Source organism: Paracoccus halophilus, assembly GCF_000763905.1.
GTDB lineage: Bacteria > Pseudomonadota > Alphaproteobacteria > Rhodobacterales > Rhodobacteraceae > Paracoccus > Paracoccus halophilus.
Genome location: NZ_JRKN01000007.1, coordinates 132,483 through 146,669, shown reverse-complemented (window position 1 = coordinate 146,669; position 14,187 = coordinate 132,483). Strand labels below are relative to the sequence as shown.

At 65.3% G+C, this 14,187-nt stretch carries 14 protein-coding genes, 1 tRNA gene and 1 pseudogene; 11 read left to right on the top strand and 5 right to left on the bottom strand.

Annotated elements, in window-relative coordinates; all coding sequences use genetic code 11:
* Positions 1-2 precede the first annotated feature (2 nt).
* From trbE to IT41_RS21540, 11 genes and pseudogenes are all read left to right on the top strand, one after another.
* The gene (trbE, locus tag IT41_RS07370) at positions 3-2,459 is read left to right on the top strand and encodes a conjugal transfer protein TrbE (RefSeq protein ID WP_036739972.1); all 2,457 of its coding nucleotides are present in this window, start codon (positions 3-5) and stop codon (positions 2,457-2,459) included.
* Entirely contained in the window at positions 2,456-3,235 is a 780-nt protein-coding gene (gene trbJ, locus IT41_RS07365) for a P-type conjugative transfer protein TrbJ (protein ID WP_036739969.1), read from the top strand. The genes trbE and trbJ overlap by 4 nt, the downstream gene beginning before the upstream one ends.
* A gap of 18 nt (positions 3,236-3,253) precedes the next feature.
* The gene (trbK-alt, locus tag IT41_RS07360; RefSeq protein WP_036739967.1) at positions 3,254-3,541 is read left to right on the top strand and encodes a putative entry exclusion protein TrbK-alt; all 288 of its coding nucleotides are present in this window, start codon (positions 3,254-3,256) and stop codon (positions 3,539-3,541) included.
* Between the two features lie 3 nt (positions 3,542-3,544).
* Positions 3,545-4,921 carry a P-type conjugative transfer protein TrbL gene (gene trbL, locus IT41_RS07355; RefSeq protein WP_036739965.1) on the top strand — a complete coding sequence of 459 codons (1,377 nt, stop codon included), beginning with the start codon at positions 3,545-3,547 and terminating at the stop codon, positions 4,919-4,921.
* Complete coding sequence (gene trbF / locus IT41_RS07350) at positions 4,918-5,607, top strand: conjugal transfer protein TrbF (protein WP_036739963.1); 690 nt, start codon at positions 4,918-4,920, stop codon at positions 5,605-5,607. The genes trbL and trbF overlap by 4 nt, the downstream gene beginning before the upstream one ends.
* Entirely contained in the window at positions 5,604-6,626 is a 1,023-nt protein-coding gene (gene trbG, locus IT41_RS07345) for a P-type conjugative transfer protein TrbG (RefSeq protein ID WP_036739959.1), read from the top strand. The genes trbF and trbG overlap by 4 nt, the downstream gene beginning before the upstream one ends.
* A complete protein-coding gene (locus tag IT41_RS07340) occupies positions 6,623-7,762 on the top strand; it encodes a TraB/TrbI/VirB10 family type IV secretion system protein (protein ID WP_036739957.1) in 1,140 nt (379 codons plus the stop codon). The genes trbG and IT41_RS07340 overlap by 4 nt, the downstream gene beginning before the upstream one ends.
* 2 nt (positions 7,763-7,764) lie before the next feature.
* The gene (locus tag IT41_RS07335) at positions 7,765-7,986 is read left to right on the top strand and encodes a DUF2274 domain-containing protein (protein ID WP_036739956.1); all 222 of its coding nucleotides are present in this window, start codon (positions 7,765-7,767) and stop codon (positions 7,984-7,986) included.
* Between the two features lie 146 nt (positions 7,987-8,132).
* A complete protein-coding gene (locus IT41_RS07330) occupies positions 8,133-8,447 on the top strand; it encodes a hypothetical protein (protein ID WP_139221608.1) in 315 nt (104 codons plus the stop codon).
* A 19-nt stretch (positions 8,448-8,466) separates the two neighbouring features.
* Positions 8,467-8,853, top strand: a complete 387-nt coding sequence (locus IT41_RS07325) for an HVO_A0114 family putative DNA-binding protein (protein ID WP_036739952.1) — start codon at positions 8,467-8,469, stop codon at positions 8,851-8,853.
* A pseudogene (locus IT41_RS21540) lies at positions 8,850-9,893 on the top strand (recombinase family protein); the annotation flags it as partial. The gene IT41_RS07325 and the pseudogene IT41_RS21540, both read left to right, overlap by 4 nt.
* A 273-nt stretch (positions 9,894-10,166) precedes the next feature.
* Here the strand turns inward: IT41_RS21540 and IT41_RS21535 are convergent.
* The 5 genes from IT41_RS21535 to IT41_RS07300 all read right to left on the bottom strand — a co-directional run bounded on the left by IT41_RS21535 (position 10,167) and on the right by IT41_RS07300 (position 14,148).
* Positions 10,167-10,424, bottom strand: a complete 258-nt coding sequence (locus tag IT41_RS21535; protein WP_036739947.1) for a hypothetical protein — start codon at positions 10,422-10,424, stop codon at positions 10,167-10,169.
* A 45-nt stretch (positions 10,425-10,469) separates the two neighbouring features.
* Positions 10,470-10,559, bottom strand: a tRNA-Ser gene (locus IT41_RS07310).
* Positions 10,560-11,270: 711 nt separating this feature from the next.
* The gene (gene cydX / locus IT41_RS19820; protein ID WP_074948018.1) at positions 11,271-11,402 is read right to left on the bottom strand and encodes a cytochrome bd-I oxidase subunit CydX; all 132 of its coding nucleotides are present in this window, start codon (positions 11,400-11,402) and stop codon (positions 11,271-11,273) included.
* 12 nt (positions 11,403-11,414) lie between these two features.
* On the bottom strand, positions 11,415-12,566 hold the full coding sequence (gene cydB / locus IT41_RS07305; RefSeq protein ID WP_036739944.1) for a cytochrome d ubiquinol oxidase subunit II: 1,152 nt from the start codon (positions 12,564-12,566) through the stop codon (positions 11,415-11,417).
* A 4-nt stretch (positions 12,567-12,570) separates the two neighbouring features.
* Complete coding sequence (locus IT41_RS07300; protein ID WP_036739942.1) at positions 12,571-14,148, bottom strand: cytochrome ubiquinol oxidase subunit I; 1,578 nt, start codon at positions 14,146-14,148, stop codon at positions 12,571-12,573.
* Positions 14,149-14,187 lie beyond the last annotated feature (39 nt).

The window sequence follows — 14,187 nt, the reverse complement described above, 5'->3', positions numbered from 1 at the left end:
CCATGATGAACCTTGCCGAATACCGCCACACCGCCACCCGGCTCGCGGACTATCTGCCATGGGCGGCATTGGTCGGCTCCGGCGTCGTCTTGAACAAGGACGGAAGTTTTCAGAGGACGGCGAAGTTTCGCGGTCCCGATCTGGATTCCGCCGTCGCGGCCGAACTGGTCGCCGTCGCCGGCCGCATCAACAATGCCGTGCGCCGTCTCGGCTCCGGCTGGAGCATCTTCGTCGAGGCGCAGCGCAACGAGGCGGCGACCTATCCCGACAGCACATTTCCCGATCCCGCGTCGGCGCTGGTCGATGCGGAGCGCAAAGCCGGTTTCGAGGAAGCAGACGCGCATTTCGTGTCCGGCTATTTCCTCACCTTCCTCTGGCTGCCCCCGGCTGAGGAAGCCGCCCGCGCGGAAACATGGCTCTATGAGGGCCGCGAGAAAACCGGCGTGGACCCGTGGGAGCTGCTGCGCGGCTTCATCGACCGCACCGACCGCGTGCTGGCGCTGCTCGACGGCTTCATGCCCGAGTGCCGTTGGATGGATGACGGCGCAACGCTGACCTACCTCCATTCCACCATTTCGACCAACCGCCATCGCGTGCGCGTGCCCGAGGTGCCCATGCACCTCGACGCGCTGCTCGCCGACCAGCCGTTGACCGGCGGGCTGGAGCCGCGCCTTGGCGGCGCGCATCTGCGCGTCCTGACCATCGTGGGATTCCCGACCGCGACCACGCCGGGCCTGCTGGACGAGATGAACCGGCTGCCGTTCCCCTACAGGTGGAGCACGCGCGCGATCCTGCTCGACAAGACCGATGCGACCCGGCTGCTGACCCGCATCCGTCGCCAATGGTTCGCCAAGCGCAAGAGCGTCGCCGCGATCTTGAAAGAGGTCATGACGAACGAGGCGTCCGCTCTTGTGGACACCGACGCCGCCAACAAGGCGCTCGACGCCGACATGGCCTTGCAGGAACTCGGGGCGGACGTAGCGGGTATGGCCTACGTCACCGCCACGGTGACGGTATGGGATGCCGACCCGCGCGTGGCGCAAGAGAAGCTGCGCCTGGTCGAGAAGATCGTTCAGGGCCGCGACTTCACCGCCATGGCCGAGACGGTCAACGCGGTTGACGCATGGCTCGGCAGCCTTCCCGGCCATGCCTACGCCAATGTCCGGCAGCCGCCCATCAGCACATTGAATCTCGCCCACATGATCCCGCTATCGGCGGTGTGGGCGGGGCCGGAACGGGACGAGCATTTCGGTGCACCCCCTTTGCTCTTTGGAAAGACTGAAGGCTCAACCCCGTTCCGGCTAAGTCTCCATGTCGGCGATGTGGGCCACACCCTTGTCGTCGGCCCGACCGGCGCGGGCAAATCCGTGCTGCTGGCGCTCGTGGCCTTGCAGTTCCGGCGCTATGCGGGATCGCAGGTTTTCGCCTTCGACTTCGGCGGTTCGATCCGCGCTGCGTCGCTCGCCATGGGCGGGGATTGGCACGACCTTGGTGGCGGGCTGACAGAAGGGGCCGAGGCATCCGTCTCGCTCCAGCCGCTTGCCCGCATCCACGACACCTATGAACGCGCATGGGCGGCGGACTGGATCGCCGCCATCCTCATGCGCGAAGGCATCGCCATCACGCCCGAGGTCAAGGAATATCTTTGGACGGCTCTGACTTCGCTGGCGTCCGCGCCGGTCGGAGAACGCACCATCACCGGCCTCGCGGTCCTGCTGCAAAGCAACGACCTCAAGCAAGCCCTTCGGCCTTACTGCGTCGGCGGCGCCTATGGCCGGTTGCTCGACGCGGAGACGGAACATCTTGGCGCGGCGGAGGTGCAAGCCTTCGAGATCGAGGGGCTGGTCGGGACCGGCGCGGCCCCGGCGGTGCTCGCCTACCTATTCCATCGCATCGGCGACCGCCTCGACGGACGGCCCACGCTGCTCATCATCGACGAGGGCTGGCTTGCGCTCGACGACGAGGGGTTCGCCGGCCAGCTCCGCGAATGGCTGAAAACGCTGCGCAAGAAAAACGCATCGGTCATCTTCGCCACGCAAAGTCTGTCCGACATTGATGGCAGCAACATCGCGCCCGCGATTATCGAGAGCTGCCCCACGCGGCTCCTGCTGCCGAACGAACGCGCCATCGAGCCGCAAATCACGGCCATTTATCGGCGCTTTGGTCTGAATGACCGCCAGATCGAAATCCTCGCACGGGCCACGCCCAAGCGCGACTACTACTGCCAGTCACGGCGCGGCAACCGACTGTTCGAGCTTGGCCTGTCCGAAGTCGGCCTCGCGCTCTGCGCCGCATCCGCCAAATCCGACCAGACGCTCATTGCGCAGATCGTCGCCGAACATGGCTGCGATGGTTTCCTCGCCGCATGGCTGCGCGCGCGCGGCGTCGATTGGGCGGCCGACCTGATCCCGAACCTTACCAATCTCATCCCCCAGCCTGAAAAGGAGTCCACACAATGATTATCCGTTTCCCGACCCCTCGCGCCGCGTTGATCGCGGCGGCGGTCCTCGCCGTGCCCGTCGCGCTGTCGCCCATGCTGGCAAGCCCGGCCCATGCGCAATTCGGCTTCGGCCGCATCGTCTATGACCCGAGCAACTATGCACAGAACGTGCTCACGGCAGCGCGGACGCTGGAGCAGATCAACAACCAGATCACCAGCCTCCAGAACGAAGCGCAGATGCTTATCAACCAGGCGAGGAATCTGGCGAGCTTGCCATACAGCGCGCTCCAGCAGATTCAACAGAACGTCAGCCGCACCCAGCAGCTTCTCAGCGACGCGCAGAACATCGCGTTCGATGTGCAAAACATCGACCAGGCGTTTCAGCAGCAATACGGCAACGTCTCGCTGTCGGCGACCGACGCCCAGCTTGTCGCCGATGCGCGCGACCGTTGGCAAAACACGGTCGGCGGCTTGCAAGACGCCATGAAGGTGCAAGCCGGTGTCGTCGGCAATATCGACAGCAACCGCGCCGAGATGGCCGCGCTCGTCGGCCGGAGCCAGGGCGCGACCGGCGCATTACAGGCCACGCAGGCCGGCAATCAGATCCTCGCCCTCCAGTCGCAGCAGCTTTCCGACCTGATCGCCATGCTTGCCGCCAACGGCCGGTCGGAAGCGCTGATCGAGGCCGAGCGCGCCACGGCCGCCGAACAGGGCCGCGTCCAGCGCGAGCGCTTCCTGACCCCCGGCAGCGGCTACCAGCCGGGCAATGCGCAGATGTTCAACGGCAACAACTGACCACGGGAGGGGACGCCCATGGACGGCAAGATGCTGGCCCGGCTCGGGGCTGTCGTATTCGTCGCCATCGCCATCACCGCCACAGTGATCGAGATGACCCGCAAGGACGATCCCGCGCCGGCCAGCAGCGCACCGGCGCTGCAATCACCGACCGATCCGCTCCGCGCGACGCTCCGCCGGTGCCAGCAGCTTGGGGAAACGGCGGCGAGCGATCCGGCTTGCCTCGCCGCTTGGGCCGAGAGCCGCGACCGCTTTCTTGGCCGGACGCCCGCGCAGACCGCTCCGCGACAGAACGAGGAACAGTGATCCATGGGCGGAACCGGCGTCATCGACTCGTTTCTTGGGGTCTTCACCAGCTACATAGATTCCGGCTTCGGCCTGCTCGGTGGGGAAGTGGCGTTTATCGCCACCACGCTCATCGTCATCGACGTGACGCTTGCCGCGCTGTTTTGGGCCTGGGGCGCGGATGACGACATTATCGCAAGGCTGGTCAAGAAGACCCTGTTCGTCGGTGTCTTCGCCTACATCATCGGCAACTGGAACAACCTCGCCCGCATCGTCTTCGACTCATTCGCCGGTCTCGGTCTCATGGCGTCGGGCACGGGCTTTTCCGCTGCCGACCTCATGCGGCCAGGCCGGGTGGCACAGACCGGCCTCGATGCCGGCCGACCATTGCTCGATTCCATTTCCGACCTCATGGGCTACTGGTCGTTCTTCGAGAACTTCATCCAGATCGCCTGCCTGCTCTTCGCCTGGGCGCTGGTGATCCTCGCCTTCTTCATCCTCGCCGTGCAGCTCTTCGTCACGCTGATCGAGTTCAAGCTGACCACGCTGGCCGGCTTCGTGCTGATCCCCTTCGGCCTGTTCGGCAAGACCGCCTTCATGGCCGAGCGTGTGCTTGGCAACGTGATCTCTTCCGGCATCAAGGTTCTGGTGCTGGCCGTCATCATCGGCATCGGCTCAACGCTGTTCAGCCAGTTCACGGCCGGTTTCGGCGGCGCGACCCCGACCATCGACGACGCCATGGCGATTGTGCTCGCCGCCCTGTCGCTGCTCGGCCTCGGCATCTTCGGACCCGGCATCGCCACCGGCCTTGTCTCGGGCGGCCCCCAGCTCGGCGCGGGCGCGGCCGTGGGCACCGGCCTCGCCGCCGGCGGCATGGTGCTGGCGGGCGGTGCGGCGGCGGGTGGCGCGGCGATGCTCGGCGCGAAAGGCGGCTCTGCCGCTCTGTCCGGCGGGGCCGCGGCCGTTCGCGGCGGCGTGGCAACCGCCGGGGCCGCGTCGGCAGCCTACAGCCTCGGTTCGCTCGGCCAGTCCGGCGCGACCGGTGTCGCCTCCGGCGTTGGCGGCGTCGCTCGCGCGGCAGGATCGGCAGCCGTCTCACCCTTGAAACGCGCCGCTTCCCGCGCGTCCGAAAGCGTCAAGTCCAGTTTCTCCGAAGGCGCGAGGGCCGGCTTCGGCGCGAGTGGTGGCACCTCCACCATGGGAACGGTCGGCGGCGCGGCGGAAGCATCCGCCCCTGCCGCGTCCGCCTCGGCCACAGGCGCACCGCCTGCCTGGGCGCAGCGGATGCGGCGCTCGCAGGCCATGAACCACGGCACGACCATGGCCGCGCACGCCGTCCGCTCCGGCGACAGCCACGGACCCGGCTCTTCCGTCAACCTTTCCGAAAGTGACCGCTCATGAGCATCTTCAAACGACCCGCAGCCCATTACGGCAAGACGCCGGAACCCGAGACCCCGTATCAGAAGGCCGCGCAGATCTGGGACGAGCGTATCGGCTCGGCCCGCGTGCAGGCGAGGAACTGGCGGCTCATGGCCTTCGGCTCCCTCATCCTTTCGGCCGGCTTCGCCTCGGCGCTGGTCTGGCAGTCGGCGCGCGGGACCGTGGTGCCGTGGGTGGTGCAGGTCGATAATCTAGGACAGGCGCAGACCGTCGCGCCAGCCAACGCCGACTATCGGCCGACCGATCCGCAGATTGCTTTCCATCTCGGCCGTTTCATCGAGCAGGTGCGCTCGATCCCGGCCGATGCGATCATCGTGCGCCAGAACTGGCTGCGCGCCTACGAGTTCACCACCGACCGGGGCGCTGCGGCCCTGAACGACTATGCCCGCGCCAACGATCCGTTCACGCGCGTCGGCCGCCAACAGATCGCCGTCGATGTGTCCAGCGTCATCCGGGCATCGCCGGGTTCCTTCCGCATCGCCTGGACCGAACGCCATTACGAAAACGGCCAGCTTTCCGGCACCGAGCGATGGACCGCGATCCTGACCATCGTGATCCAGCCGCCGCGCACCGCCGAACGCCTCCGCGCCAATCCGCTCGGCATCTATGTCAACGCAATCTCATGGTCGCGGGAGATGAGCCAATGACCCGCACGAATTTCCGTAAAGCCGGATTTCCGGTTTTCCGTAAACCCGCACTGGCGGCGTTGCTGCTTTCCGCGACCGTGCTGGCCGGCTGCGCCACCAACCGGACGCCGCAATTCTCCTATGACGACGCCGTGCCGCCGCTGCCGTCGCCGCCTGCGGTTTCGACCGAGGACCGACCCCGGCCGCTGCATGTCCCGCCCGCCTGGACCGTCGCGCGCGGTGGCGAGAGGGCGGGCACACCGACCGGCCGCATCGAGAACGCCAACGCCGCCGCCCGCGTCGAGCCGCGCCGCGAAGGCTATTACAACGCCATCCAGATATACCCGTGGAGCGAAGGCGCGCTCTATCAGGTCTATGCCGCGCCCGGTCAGATTACCAATATCGCATTGGAGCCAGGCGAGAGCCTGACCGGCGCGGGACCGATTGCGGCCGGCGACACCGCCCGCTGGATCATCGGCGATACCGAGAGCGGCAATGGTGCCAACCGGCGCGTCCATATCCTCGTGAAACCGACCCGCGACGACATCTCGACCAACCTTGTCGTGACCACCGACCGGCGAACCTACATGATCGAGCTGCGCGCGCGGGAATCGCTCTACATGCCCGCCGTCGCCTGGGCCTATCCAGCGCCACCGGCAGGCCAGCGCCGGGCCGTCCCGGCCGCGCCGGTCATCCCGGCCGAGGCGGCGCGGAACTATCGCTACGGATTGCAGGTGCAGGGCGACAGCCCGCCATGGCGGCCGGTTTCCGTCTTCGACGACGGCCGCCGCGTCTATGTCGTCTTCCCGCGCGGGATTGTGCAGGGCGAAATGCCGCCGATCTTCGTGCTCGGATCGGACGGCGAGCCGCAGATCGTCAATTCCCGCATCTACCGGAACGTCCTGATCGTGGACCGTCTGTTTGGCGCGGCCGAACTGCGCCTCGGCAGCGGCAACCGCCAGCAGGTCGTCAGGATCGTCCGTATCGAGCAACGACAGGCCGCCGCTCAGCCCGAAGCCACCGGAGACTCGCCGTCATGACAGATAACCCGATCACCGACACCACAGCGCCCATGCGACTGCGCGCAGAACCGCCTCGCGTCACCCGCCTGTCCCGCAAGATGCTGGCTGGCGTCGGCGCCGTCGCGCTTCTCGGGATCGGTGGGGCGCTGATCTATGCCCTTCAGACCCGTGATGCGGGACCGGGCGGCGAAGAACTCTATTCGACCGAGAACCGCCCCACGGCGGACGGACTCACGGGCTTGCCCTCAGACTACACCGGCCCGGTGCTCGGCCCCGCGCTGCCCGGCGATCTCGGCCGTCCAATCCTCGACGCCGAGAGGCGGGGCCAGCCGGTCGCAACGCCTGCGATCACAACGCCCGCTGTCGATCCCGAGGAAGAACGCCGCCGCGCAGAGGAAGAGGCCGCGCGCCTGAGCAATGTGTTCTTCCAGACCGGCCCGCGCCCCGGAGCGACGCCGGGAACGACCATGCCCGGCCTGGCCGGTCTCGGCGGCCAACCGGAGGGAACGGCCGGGCAGAACCGTCATGCCGCCTTCCTGGGCGGCCCGGTTGACCGCCAGATCGTCGCGCCGGATCGCGTTACTCCACCGGCATCGCCCTATATCCTGCAGGCCGGGGCCGTGATCCCGGCCGCGCTCATCACCGGCATCCGTTCCGACCTTCCGGGCCAGATAACGGCGCAAGTCACCGAGAACGTCTATGACAGCCCGACCGGCTCGTTGCTGCTGATCCCGCAGGGCACCCGCATCATCGGCCAATATGACGACGGCGTGACCTTCGGCCAGCGCCGCGTGCTCTTGGTGTGGAACCGTCTGATCCTGCCGGGCGGCCGTTCCATCGTTCTGGAGCGCCTGCCGGGCACGGACGCCAGCGGCTATGCCGGGCTTGAGGATGGCGTCGATTATCATTGGTGGGATCTGATGAAGGCCGCAGGACTATCCACGCTGCTCGCAGTCGGCACGGAGCTGGCGACCAGCGACGAGGACCGGCTGATCCGTGCGATCCGCGACGGCGCGCAGGATACCGTCAATCAGGCGGGCCAGCAGATCGTCCAGCGCCAGTTGCAGGTCGCGCCCACGCTGACCATCCGTCCCGGCTTCCCGGTCAGGATCATCGTGACCCGCGACCTTGTATTCGAGCCGGCAGGAGGTTGACCATGACCAAGCTGAAACTCGGCCCGCTGCCCGACGACAAGCCCGTAAAGGTGACCCTGGAGCTGCCCGCGCCACTTCACCGCGATCTGGTCGCCTATGCCGAGGTGCTGGCCCGCGAGACCGGCCAGCCGGCCGCCGATCCCGTCAGGCTGATCGTGCCCATGCTGGAGCGGTTCATCGCCACGGACCGCGGCTTCGCAAAGGCGCGGCGCTCGGCCGGCTGACCCATTGGCGGCATCTCCGCAAGCGAGGGGTGCCGCCAGCGCATCAACGCAAATGCGGCACGCTACAGGCCGCCGATCCCCCTCCATGCTTCGCCTGATCCGGGGCTTCCAGCCGCCGAAAAATCCCGCGAACCAGGGAGGATTCCATGTCCACGAAACGCCGTCACAGCAGCGGGGGCCGCCCACGCCAGCCGGTCCCCAAAACGCTCCCCGACGATCTCTACGACTATAGCGACGATCCAATGCCGCGCGTCAGCCCGCCGCGCGGACGCCCGCTCCATCTCTTCGATGTCGAGCGGCTGCCGGTCATTGACGACTGGCCCGAGGACGTGCCGATCACCGAGGCCGAGATTCAGGTGTTCGAGCGCTGGTTCGCCGACGTGTTCGATGAGTTGTTCGGCTCGGTCGATCTGCCCGATGACTTGAAATCGTTATCGTATTATGATAATGAAAAGCCCTGAACGATGATCGAGTCACGCCATGTCCACATTGAAAGTCGGGATCGGCAATCCCGAGGAAATGAAGGCCCGCACCATGCGGATCGCGCGCGGCGAGCAAGAGCCCAAGCCCGGCGAGCCGACGGTCTGGTTCGTCTCCACGACATCCTTTGCCAAATTCATGTCAGCGAGCAATTGCGAAATGCTGCGCATCATCCACGAACAGCAGCCGGCCTCATTGGAAGAGCTGGCGCAGATGACCGGCCGCGCCAAGTCCAACCTGTCCAGAACCCTCAAGGCCATGGTCGGATACGGCCTTGTGCGCATGGAAAAGGGCCGGGGTCTGAGGCTGATCCCCAAGCTCGTTCATGACCGCGTGGAACTGGTCTTGCCCCTGATCGAGCCTCGCAGGAAAGGAACCCGCAAATGAACATCCAAAATCCCAATGTCGCCCTGCGGGCTGCCCTATACTTGCGCGTCTCGACCTCCCGGCAGGCCGAGCATGACGTGTCGATCCCCGACCAGCGCAAGCAGGGCGAAGCATGGTGCGAAGTGAGGGGCTATCAGCTTGTCGAGACCTTCGTGGAAGCCGGCGCTTCGGCCACCAACGACCGCCGACCCGAGTTCCAACGCATGATCGAGGCAGGCACCAGCAAGCCCGCGCCGTTTGACGTGGTGGTGGTTCACAGCTTCTCGCGGTTCTTCCGCGACCACTTCGAGCTGGAGTTCTACGTCAGGAAGCTGGCGAAGAACGGTATTCGCCTCGTCTCCATCACGCAGGAAATGGGCGACGACCCCATGCACGTCATGATGCGACAGATCATGGCGCTGTTCGACGAATACCAGTCGAAGGAAAACGCCAAGCACGTCCTGCGCGCCTTGAAGGAAAACGCGCGGCAGGGCTTCTGGAACGGCTCGCTGCCGCCGGTCGGCTATCGCGTCGTCGCGGCCGAGCAGCGCGGCGCGAAGGTCAAGAAGAAGCTGGAAATCGACCCGCTGCACGCCGACACGATCCGCCTGATCTATCGCCTGGCGCTGGAAGGAGACGGCGATTCCGGCCAGATGGGCGTCAAGGCCATCGTCAAGCATCTGAACGGCAAGGGCATCTTCACCCGCGACGGCGGCCGTTGGGGCGTCGGCCAGGTTCACCGCATCCTGACGCGACGCACCTATATGGGCGAGCATCAATGGGGCAAGAACCGGAAGAACAAGACGGACAAGGACGCCGATGAAATCGTCATCGTGCCGGTTCCGCCGATCATCGAGCGGGAGACCTTCGAGGCGGTGCAGAAGCTCTTGCAGGCCCGAAATCCCAAGACCGAACTGCCCGCGCGCGTGGTGATCGGTCCCACGCTTCTGACCGGCATCTGCTATTGCGGCAATTGCGGCGGAGCCATGACCATCCGCACCGGCAAGAGCGGCCGCTATCGCTACTATGCCTGCTCGATCCGGGCGCGTCAGGGCGAAACCGGCTGCAAGGGGCGCGCCATCCCCATGGACAAGCTCGACACCATGGTTGCCGGCCATATCGAGGAACGCCTGCTCGATCCCGACCGGCTGGAGAAGCTGCTTGGCAGCGTCCTCGGCCGCCGCTCGGATCAGGCCGAACGCCGCCGCCAGCACATCGCCGAATTGCAACGGCGGGCAGCCGAATCGGAACTACGCCTCAAGCGCCTCTATGACGCCATCGAGGCCGGGGTTGCCGATCTGGACGATCCGGCGCTGACCGAACGTATCGCCGGCCTAAAGGTCATCCGCGATCAGGCGCGGGCGGACGCCGACCGGGCGCAAGCGCTGCTCGACAGCCCCGGCCACAACGCTGTCAGCCCGGCGATGATCCGGCAATTCTCGCAGATCGCCCGCGACCGTATCCGGGACCGTGAGGGCGGCTATCGGCGGGATCACCTGCGCGCCCTGGCGCAGCGTGTCGAGGTCGCAGACGACGCAATTCGCATCATGGGATCGAAAACGGAACTGCTCAGGACGCTCGCGGGCGGCCAAGTGCGGCAATCGGCGGCGATTGGCGTGCCCAGAGGCGGACTGAAGTGGCGGAGGAGGTGGGATTCGAACCCACGGTGGAGTTGCCCCCACGTCGGTTTTCAAGACCGGTGCATTAAACCACTCTGCCACTCCTCCGAACAGCGACCGTCAGTTAAAGCGCGCTCGGCCTCAGGGCAAGCGGATTCTGCGTGCCCTTCAACCTTGTCCGGGCCAGCTTAACGCTGGCTTAAGCCTGAGCCATAACCACGGATAGCAGAAAGCGAGAGGGGGACGAACGTGCCAATGGCAGACGCGCGCTTCCGACCATCGAATCCGGGGAAAGAATGCGAGATATCAACAGCCGCGTGGTGATGCAGTCTGGTCTGGTCCTGATTGGCGTGCTGCTGGCCTGAGCTTCGCCGGCGTTCGGGCACGACAACCCCGTGTCTGAGGAGTTGCGCTTGGCGCTCGAACGCGGGGATGATCTGGTGGTTTGAGGTAATCCGGCTGGCGACATTACCCTGACCGGCTTCTTCGACTACAACCCGCCGTTCTCCCAAGATACAGTGCCGGTCCTGCACAGGCTGATCCTTGATGATCTGAAGCTGTGTGGTGTTCCGCGAATGGCCGATCTTCGGCGAAGGCTCCCTCTTTGCTACCAAAGCGTCGCTCGCCTTGCCGGCGCAGGGCAAATACTGGCAGGTCCACAAGCTTGGCTTTTGATGACGGGCAGGGCGGGTCCTCCTGCCGGCGCTTACGCGCTACGGTGAACAGGGCAGGACCGGGTGACTCAGCCGGAAGGAGGTCTCCATGATCGGTGTGGGCCGTGTCATGAAAACCCTTCGGAAAATATACCTGCTCCCCGGCTCAGGGCCGGGGAGCAGGTATATCAGACCCGTCGCCGCTGTCACTGTCCTCCAGCATTTCGAACCACATCGCGTTCAGGACGGCGAAACAGACCGCAAGCGGCAGGCCGAGGATCCAGGCAAAATACCACATGTCGGTTTCCTTTCAGTAAGCGTGACCGCCGCCGGTGATGTCGTCCTCATCCACCTTGCCCCACAACAGTTTGTAGGCCCAGGCAGTGTAGGCGACGATCAGCGGCAGGAAGATCACGGTGACAATGAGCATGATGAAGAGCGTCAGGTGGCTGGAGGACGCATCCCAGACCGTCAGGCTGGCGCCCGGCTGCACCGTGGAGGGCAGGATGAAGGGAAACATCGAGAGCCCGACCGAAGAGATGATCCCAAGGATCGAGAGCTTGCTGAACAGAAGCGTCCCGATCTCGCGTCCCGAACGCAGCCCCCAAAGCACCAGAACGGCTCCGAGGAAGCCCAGCACCGGGGCGACCAGCATCCAGGGATGGGCGGCATAGTTCGCGAACCAGGCCCCGGCCGAGATCCCGACGGTTTTCGCCAGCGGATTTGACGGGCCGGACGGGTCGATCACGCTGGTGATGCGGTAGCCATCGACAAAGAGCCAAAGTGCCATGCCGCCAAGCGCATAGAGTCCGATGGTCGCCATGGCCGCGATCCGGGCGAAGGACCGTGCCCGCGCTGCAACCGGGCCAGAGGACTTCAGCACCAGCCAGTTCGCCCCGTGCATCGCCAGCATGGCGACAGACAAGAGGCCGCACAGCAGCGCAAACGGGTTCAGCAGCCCGAAGAAGGTGCCATCATAATAGATCCGCAGGTCCGAACCGAGCCGGAACGGCACCCCTTGCAGCACATTCCCCACGGCCACGCCGAAGATCAATGCCGGAACGAAGCCCCCGACAAACAGCGCCCAGTCCCAATTGTTCCGCCAGCGCGCGCTTTCGCGTTTTGAACGATACTTGAACCCGACCGGGCGCAGGATCAGCGCGGCGAGGATCGCGAACATCGCAAGGTAGAAGCCCGAGAAACTGACGGCATAGAGCGGCGGCCATGCGGCGAAGATCGCGCCGCCGCCGAGGATCAGCCAGACCTGGTTGCCCTCCCAGACCGGGCCGACGGTGTTGATGACGATGCGCCGTTCCAGGTCGGTTTTGCCTGCAAAGGGCAAGAGCATCCCGACGCCAAGGTCGAAGCCGTCCATGACGGCAAAGCCGATCAGCAACACGCCGAGCAGCAGCCACCAGATGACACGCAGCGTGTCGTAGTCGATGAGTTCATGCAGGATCATGGCGTCACTCCGCTGCAGCAAGGGGTTTGGGGGCAAGGGGCATATCCGGGCCGTGATCGGGCTGCGGCCCCTTGCGGATGCTTTGCAGCATCAGCCGGACCTCGATCACGATCAGCACCGAATAGATCAGCGTAAAGCCGATGATGGTCAGCCAGAGCGTGGGCACGGTCAGTTCGGACACTGCGGCGACCGTCGGCAGAACACCCTCGATAGCCCAGGGCTGGCGGCCGAATTCTGCCGTGATCCAGCCGAGTTCAGCGGCAATCCATGGCAGTGCGAGCGAGGCCACCGCGATCTTCAGCGGCCAGCGGCTGGCGCCCAGCTTGCGGCGCGCCGAAAGCACGACGAAATAGCCCATCAGCGCGACGTTGAAGAAGCCGATCGCGACCATGATGCGGAAGGACCAGAACAGGGTCGGAACATGCGGCACCGTATCCCAGGCAGCGGCCTCGATCTGCGCCTCGGTGGCCTCGCGCGGATCCTCCACATATTTCTTCAACAGCAGCGCATAGCCGAGATCGTCGCCATGCCTGTCAAATGTCTCGACCGCCTCGGCCGGCACCGCCTCGCGCGAGGGCGCGGCGCGGTAGGCCTGCAGTGCGTCATAGGCAAGGATGCCGTTGCGGATCCGCGTCTCGGCGCGGGCTTCCAGTTCCTCGATCCCGGGGATCTCGGTCGTCAGCGAACGGGTGCCGATCAGCCCCATGACCCAGGGGATATGGACCGCATAATGGGTGGTGCGCTCCTCCATGTCGGGGATGCCGATCAGGGTGAAGGAGGCCGGCGCCGGTTCGGTCTTCCACATGCCCTCGATCGCGGCGAGCTTCATCTTCTGGTGCTCCGAAGCGAGATAGCCGCCCTCATCCCCCAGAACCACGGCCGAGATCGAGGCCAGCAGCCCAAAAGACGCCGCGATGGTCATCGAGCGTTTGGCGATCGCGATATGGCGGCCCTTCAGCAGATACCAGGCCGAGACGCCCAGAACGAAGACCGAAGCCGTCAGGTAGCCCGCCGAAACGGTATGCACGAAGCGTGTCTGCGCCACCGGATTGAACAGGACGGCAAAGAAGTCGTTCACCTCCATCCGCATCGTGTCGGGGTTGAATTCGGCACCCACCGGGTGCTGCATCCAGCCATTGGCGATCAGGATCCACAGCGCCGAGAAGTTGGAGCCGATCGCCACGGCATAGGTGGCGAACAGATGCCCGACCTTCGACATCTTGTCCCAGCCAAAGAAGAACAGACCGACAAAGGTTGCTTCGAGGAAGAAGGCCATCAGCGCCTCAATGGCCAGCGGAGCGCCGAAGATGTCGCCGACGTAATGGCTGTAATAGCTCCAGTTCATGCCGAACTGGAATTCCATGACGATGCCGGTGGCGACGCCCAGCACGAAGTTGATCCCGAAGAGCGTGCCCCAGAACTTGGTCATCTGGCGCCAGATCGGGCGGCCGGTCATCACATAGACCGTCTCCATCGCCGCCAGCAGCACGGAAAGACCTAGCGTGAGCGGGACGAAGAGAAAGTGGTAAAGTGCGGTCAGGGCGAATTGAAGCCGCGACAGGGTGACAATGTCGAATTCCATCTTGCTGCCTTTGCGTTTGCGGGGGATGGAGCCTTGTGC

Excerpts from the sequence above, each read along its gene's own strand:
- trbE (WP_036739972.1), top strand. The coding sequence starts at position 3 with ATGATGAACCTTGCCGAATACCGCCACACCGCCACCCGGCTCGCGGAC.
- trbJ (WP_036739969.1), top strand. The coding sequence starts at position 2,456 with ATGATTATCCGTTTCCCGACCCCTCGCGCCGCGTTGATCGCGGCGGCG.
- trbK-alt (WP_036739967.1), top strand. The coding sequence starts at position 3,254 with ATGGACGGCAAGATGCTGGCCCGGCTCGGGGCTGTCGTATTCGTCGCC.
- trbL (WP_036739965.1), top strand. The coding sequence starts at position 3,545 with ATGGGCGGAACCGGCGTCATCGACTCGTTTCTTGGGGTCTTCACCAGC.
- trbF (WP_036739963.1), top strand. The coding sequence starts at position 4,918 with ATGAGCATCTTCAAACGACCCGCAGCCCATTACGGCAAGACGCCGGAA.
- trbG (WP_036739959.1), top strand. The coding sequence starts at position 5,604 with ATGACCCGCACGAATTTCCGTAAAGCCGGATTTCCGGTTTTCCGTAAA.
- IT41_RS07340 (WP_036739957.1), top strand. The coding sequence starts at position 6,623 with ATGACAGATAACCCGATCACCGACACCACAGCGCCCATGCGACTGCGC.
- IT41_RS07335 (WP_036739956.1), top strand. The coding sequence starts at position 7,765 with ATGACCAAGCTGAAACTCGGCCCGCTGCCCGACGACAAGCCCGTAAAG.
- IT41_RS07330 (WP_139221608.1), top strand. The coding sequence starts at position 8,133 with ATGTCCACGAAACGCCGTCACAGCAGCGGGGGCCGCCCACGCCAGCCG.
- IT41_RS07325 (WP_036739952.1), top strand. The coding sequence starts at position 8,467 with ATGTCCACATTGAAAGTCGGGATCGGCAATCCCGAGGAAATGAAGGCC.
- cydX (WP_074948018.1), bottom strand. The coding sequence starts at position 11,402 with ATGTGGTATTTTGCCTGGATCCTCGGCCTGCCGCTTGCGGTCTGTTTC.
- cydB (WP_036739944.1), bottom strand. The coding sequence starts at position 12,566 with ATGATCCTGCATGAACTCATCGACTACGACACGCTGCGTGTCATCTGG.
- IT41_RS07300 (WP_036739942.1), bottom strand. The coding sequence starts at position 14,148 with ATGGAATTCGACATTGTCACCCTGTCGCGGCTTCAATTCGCCCTGACC.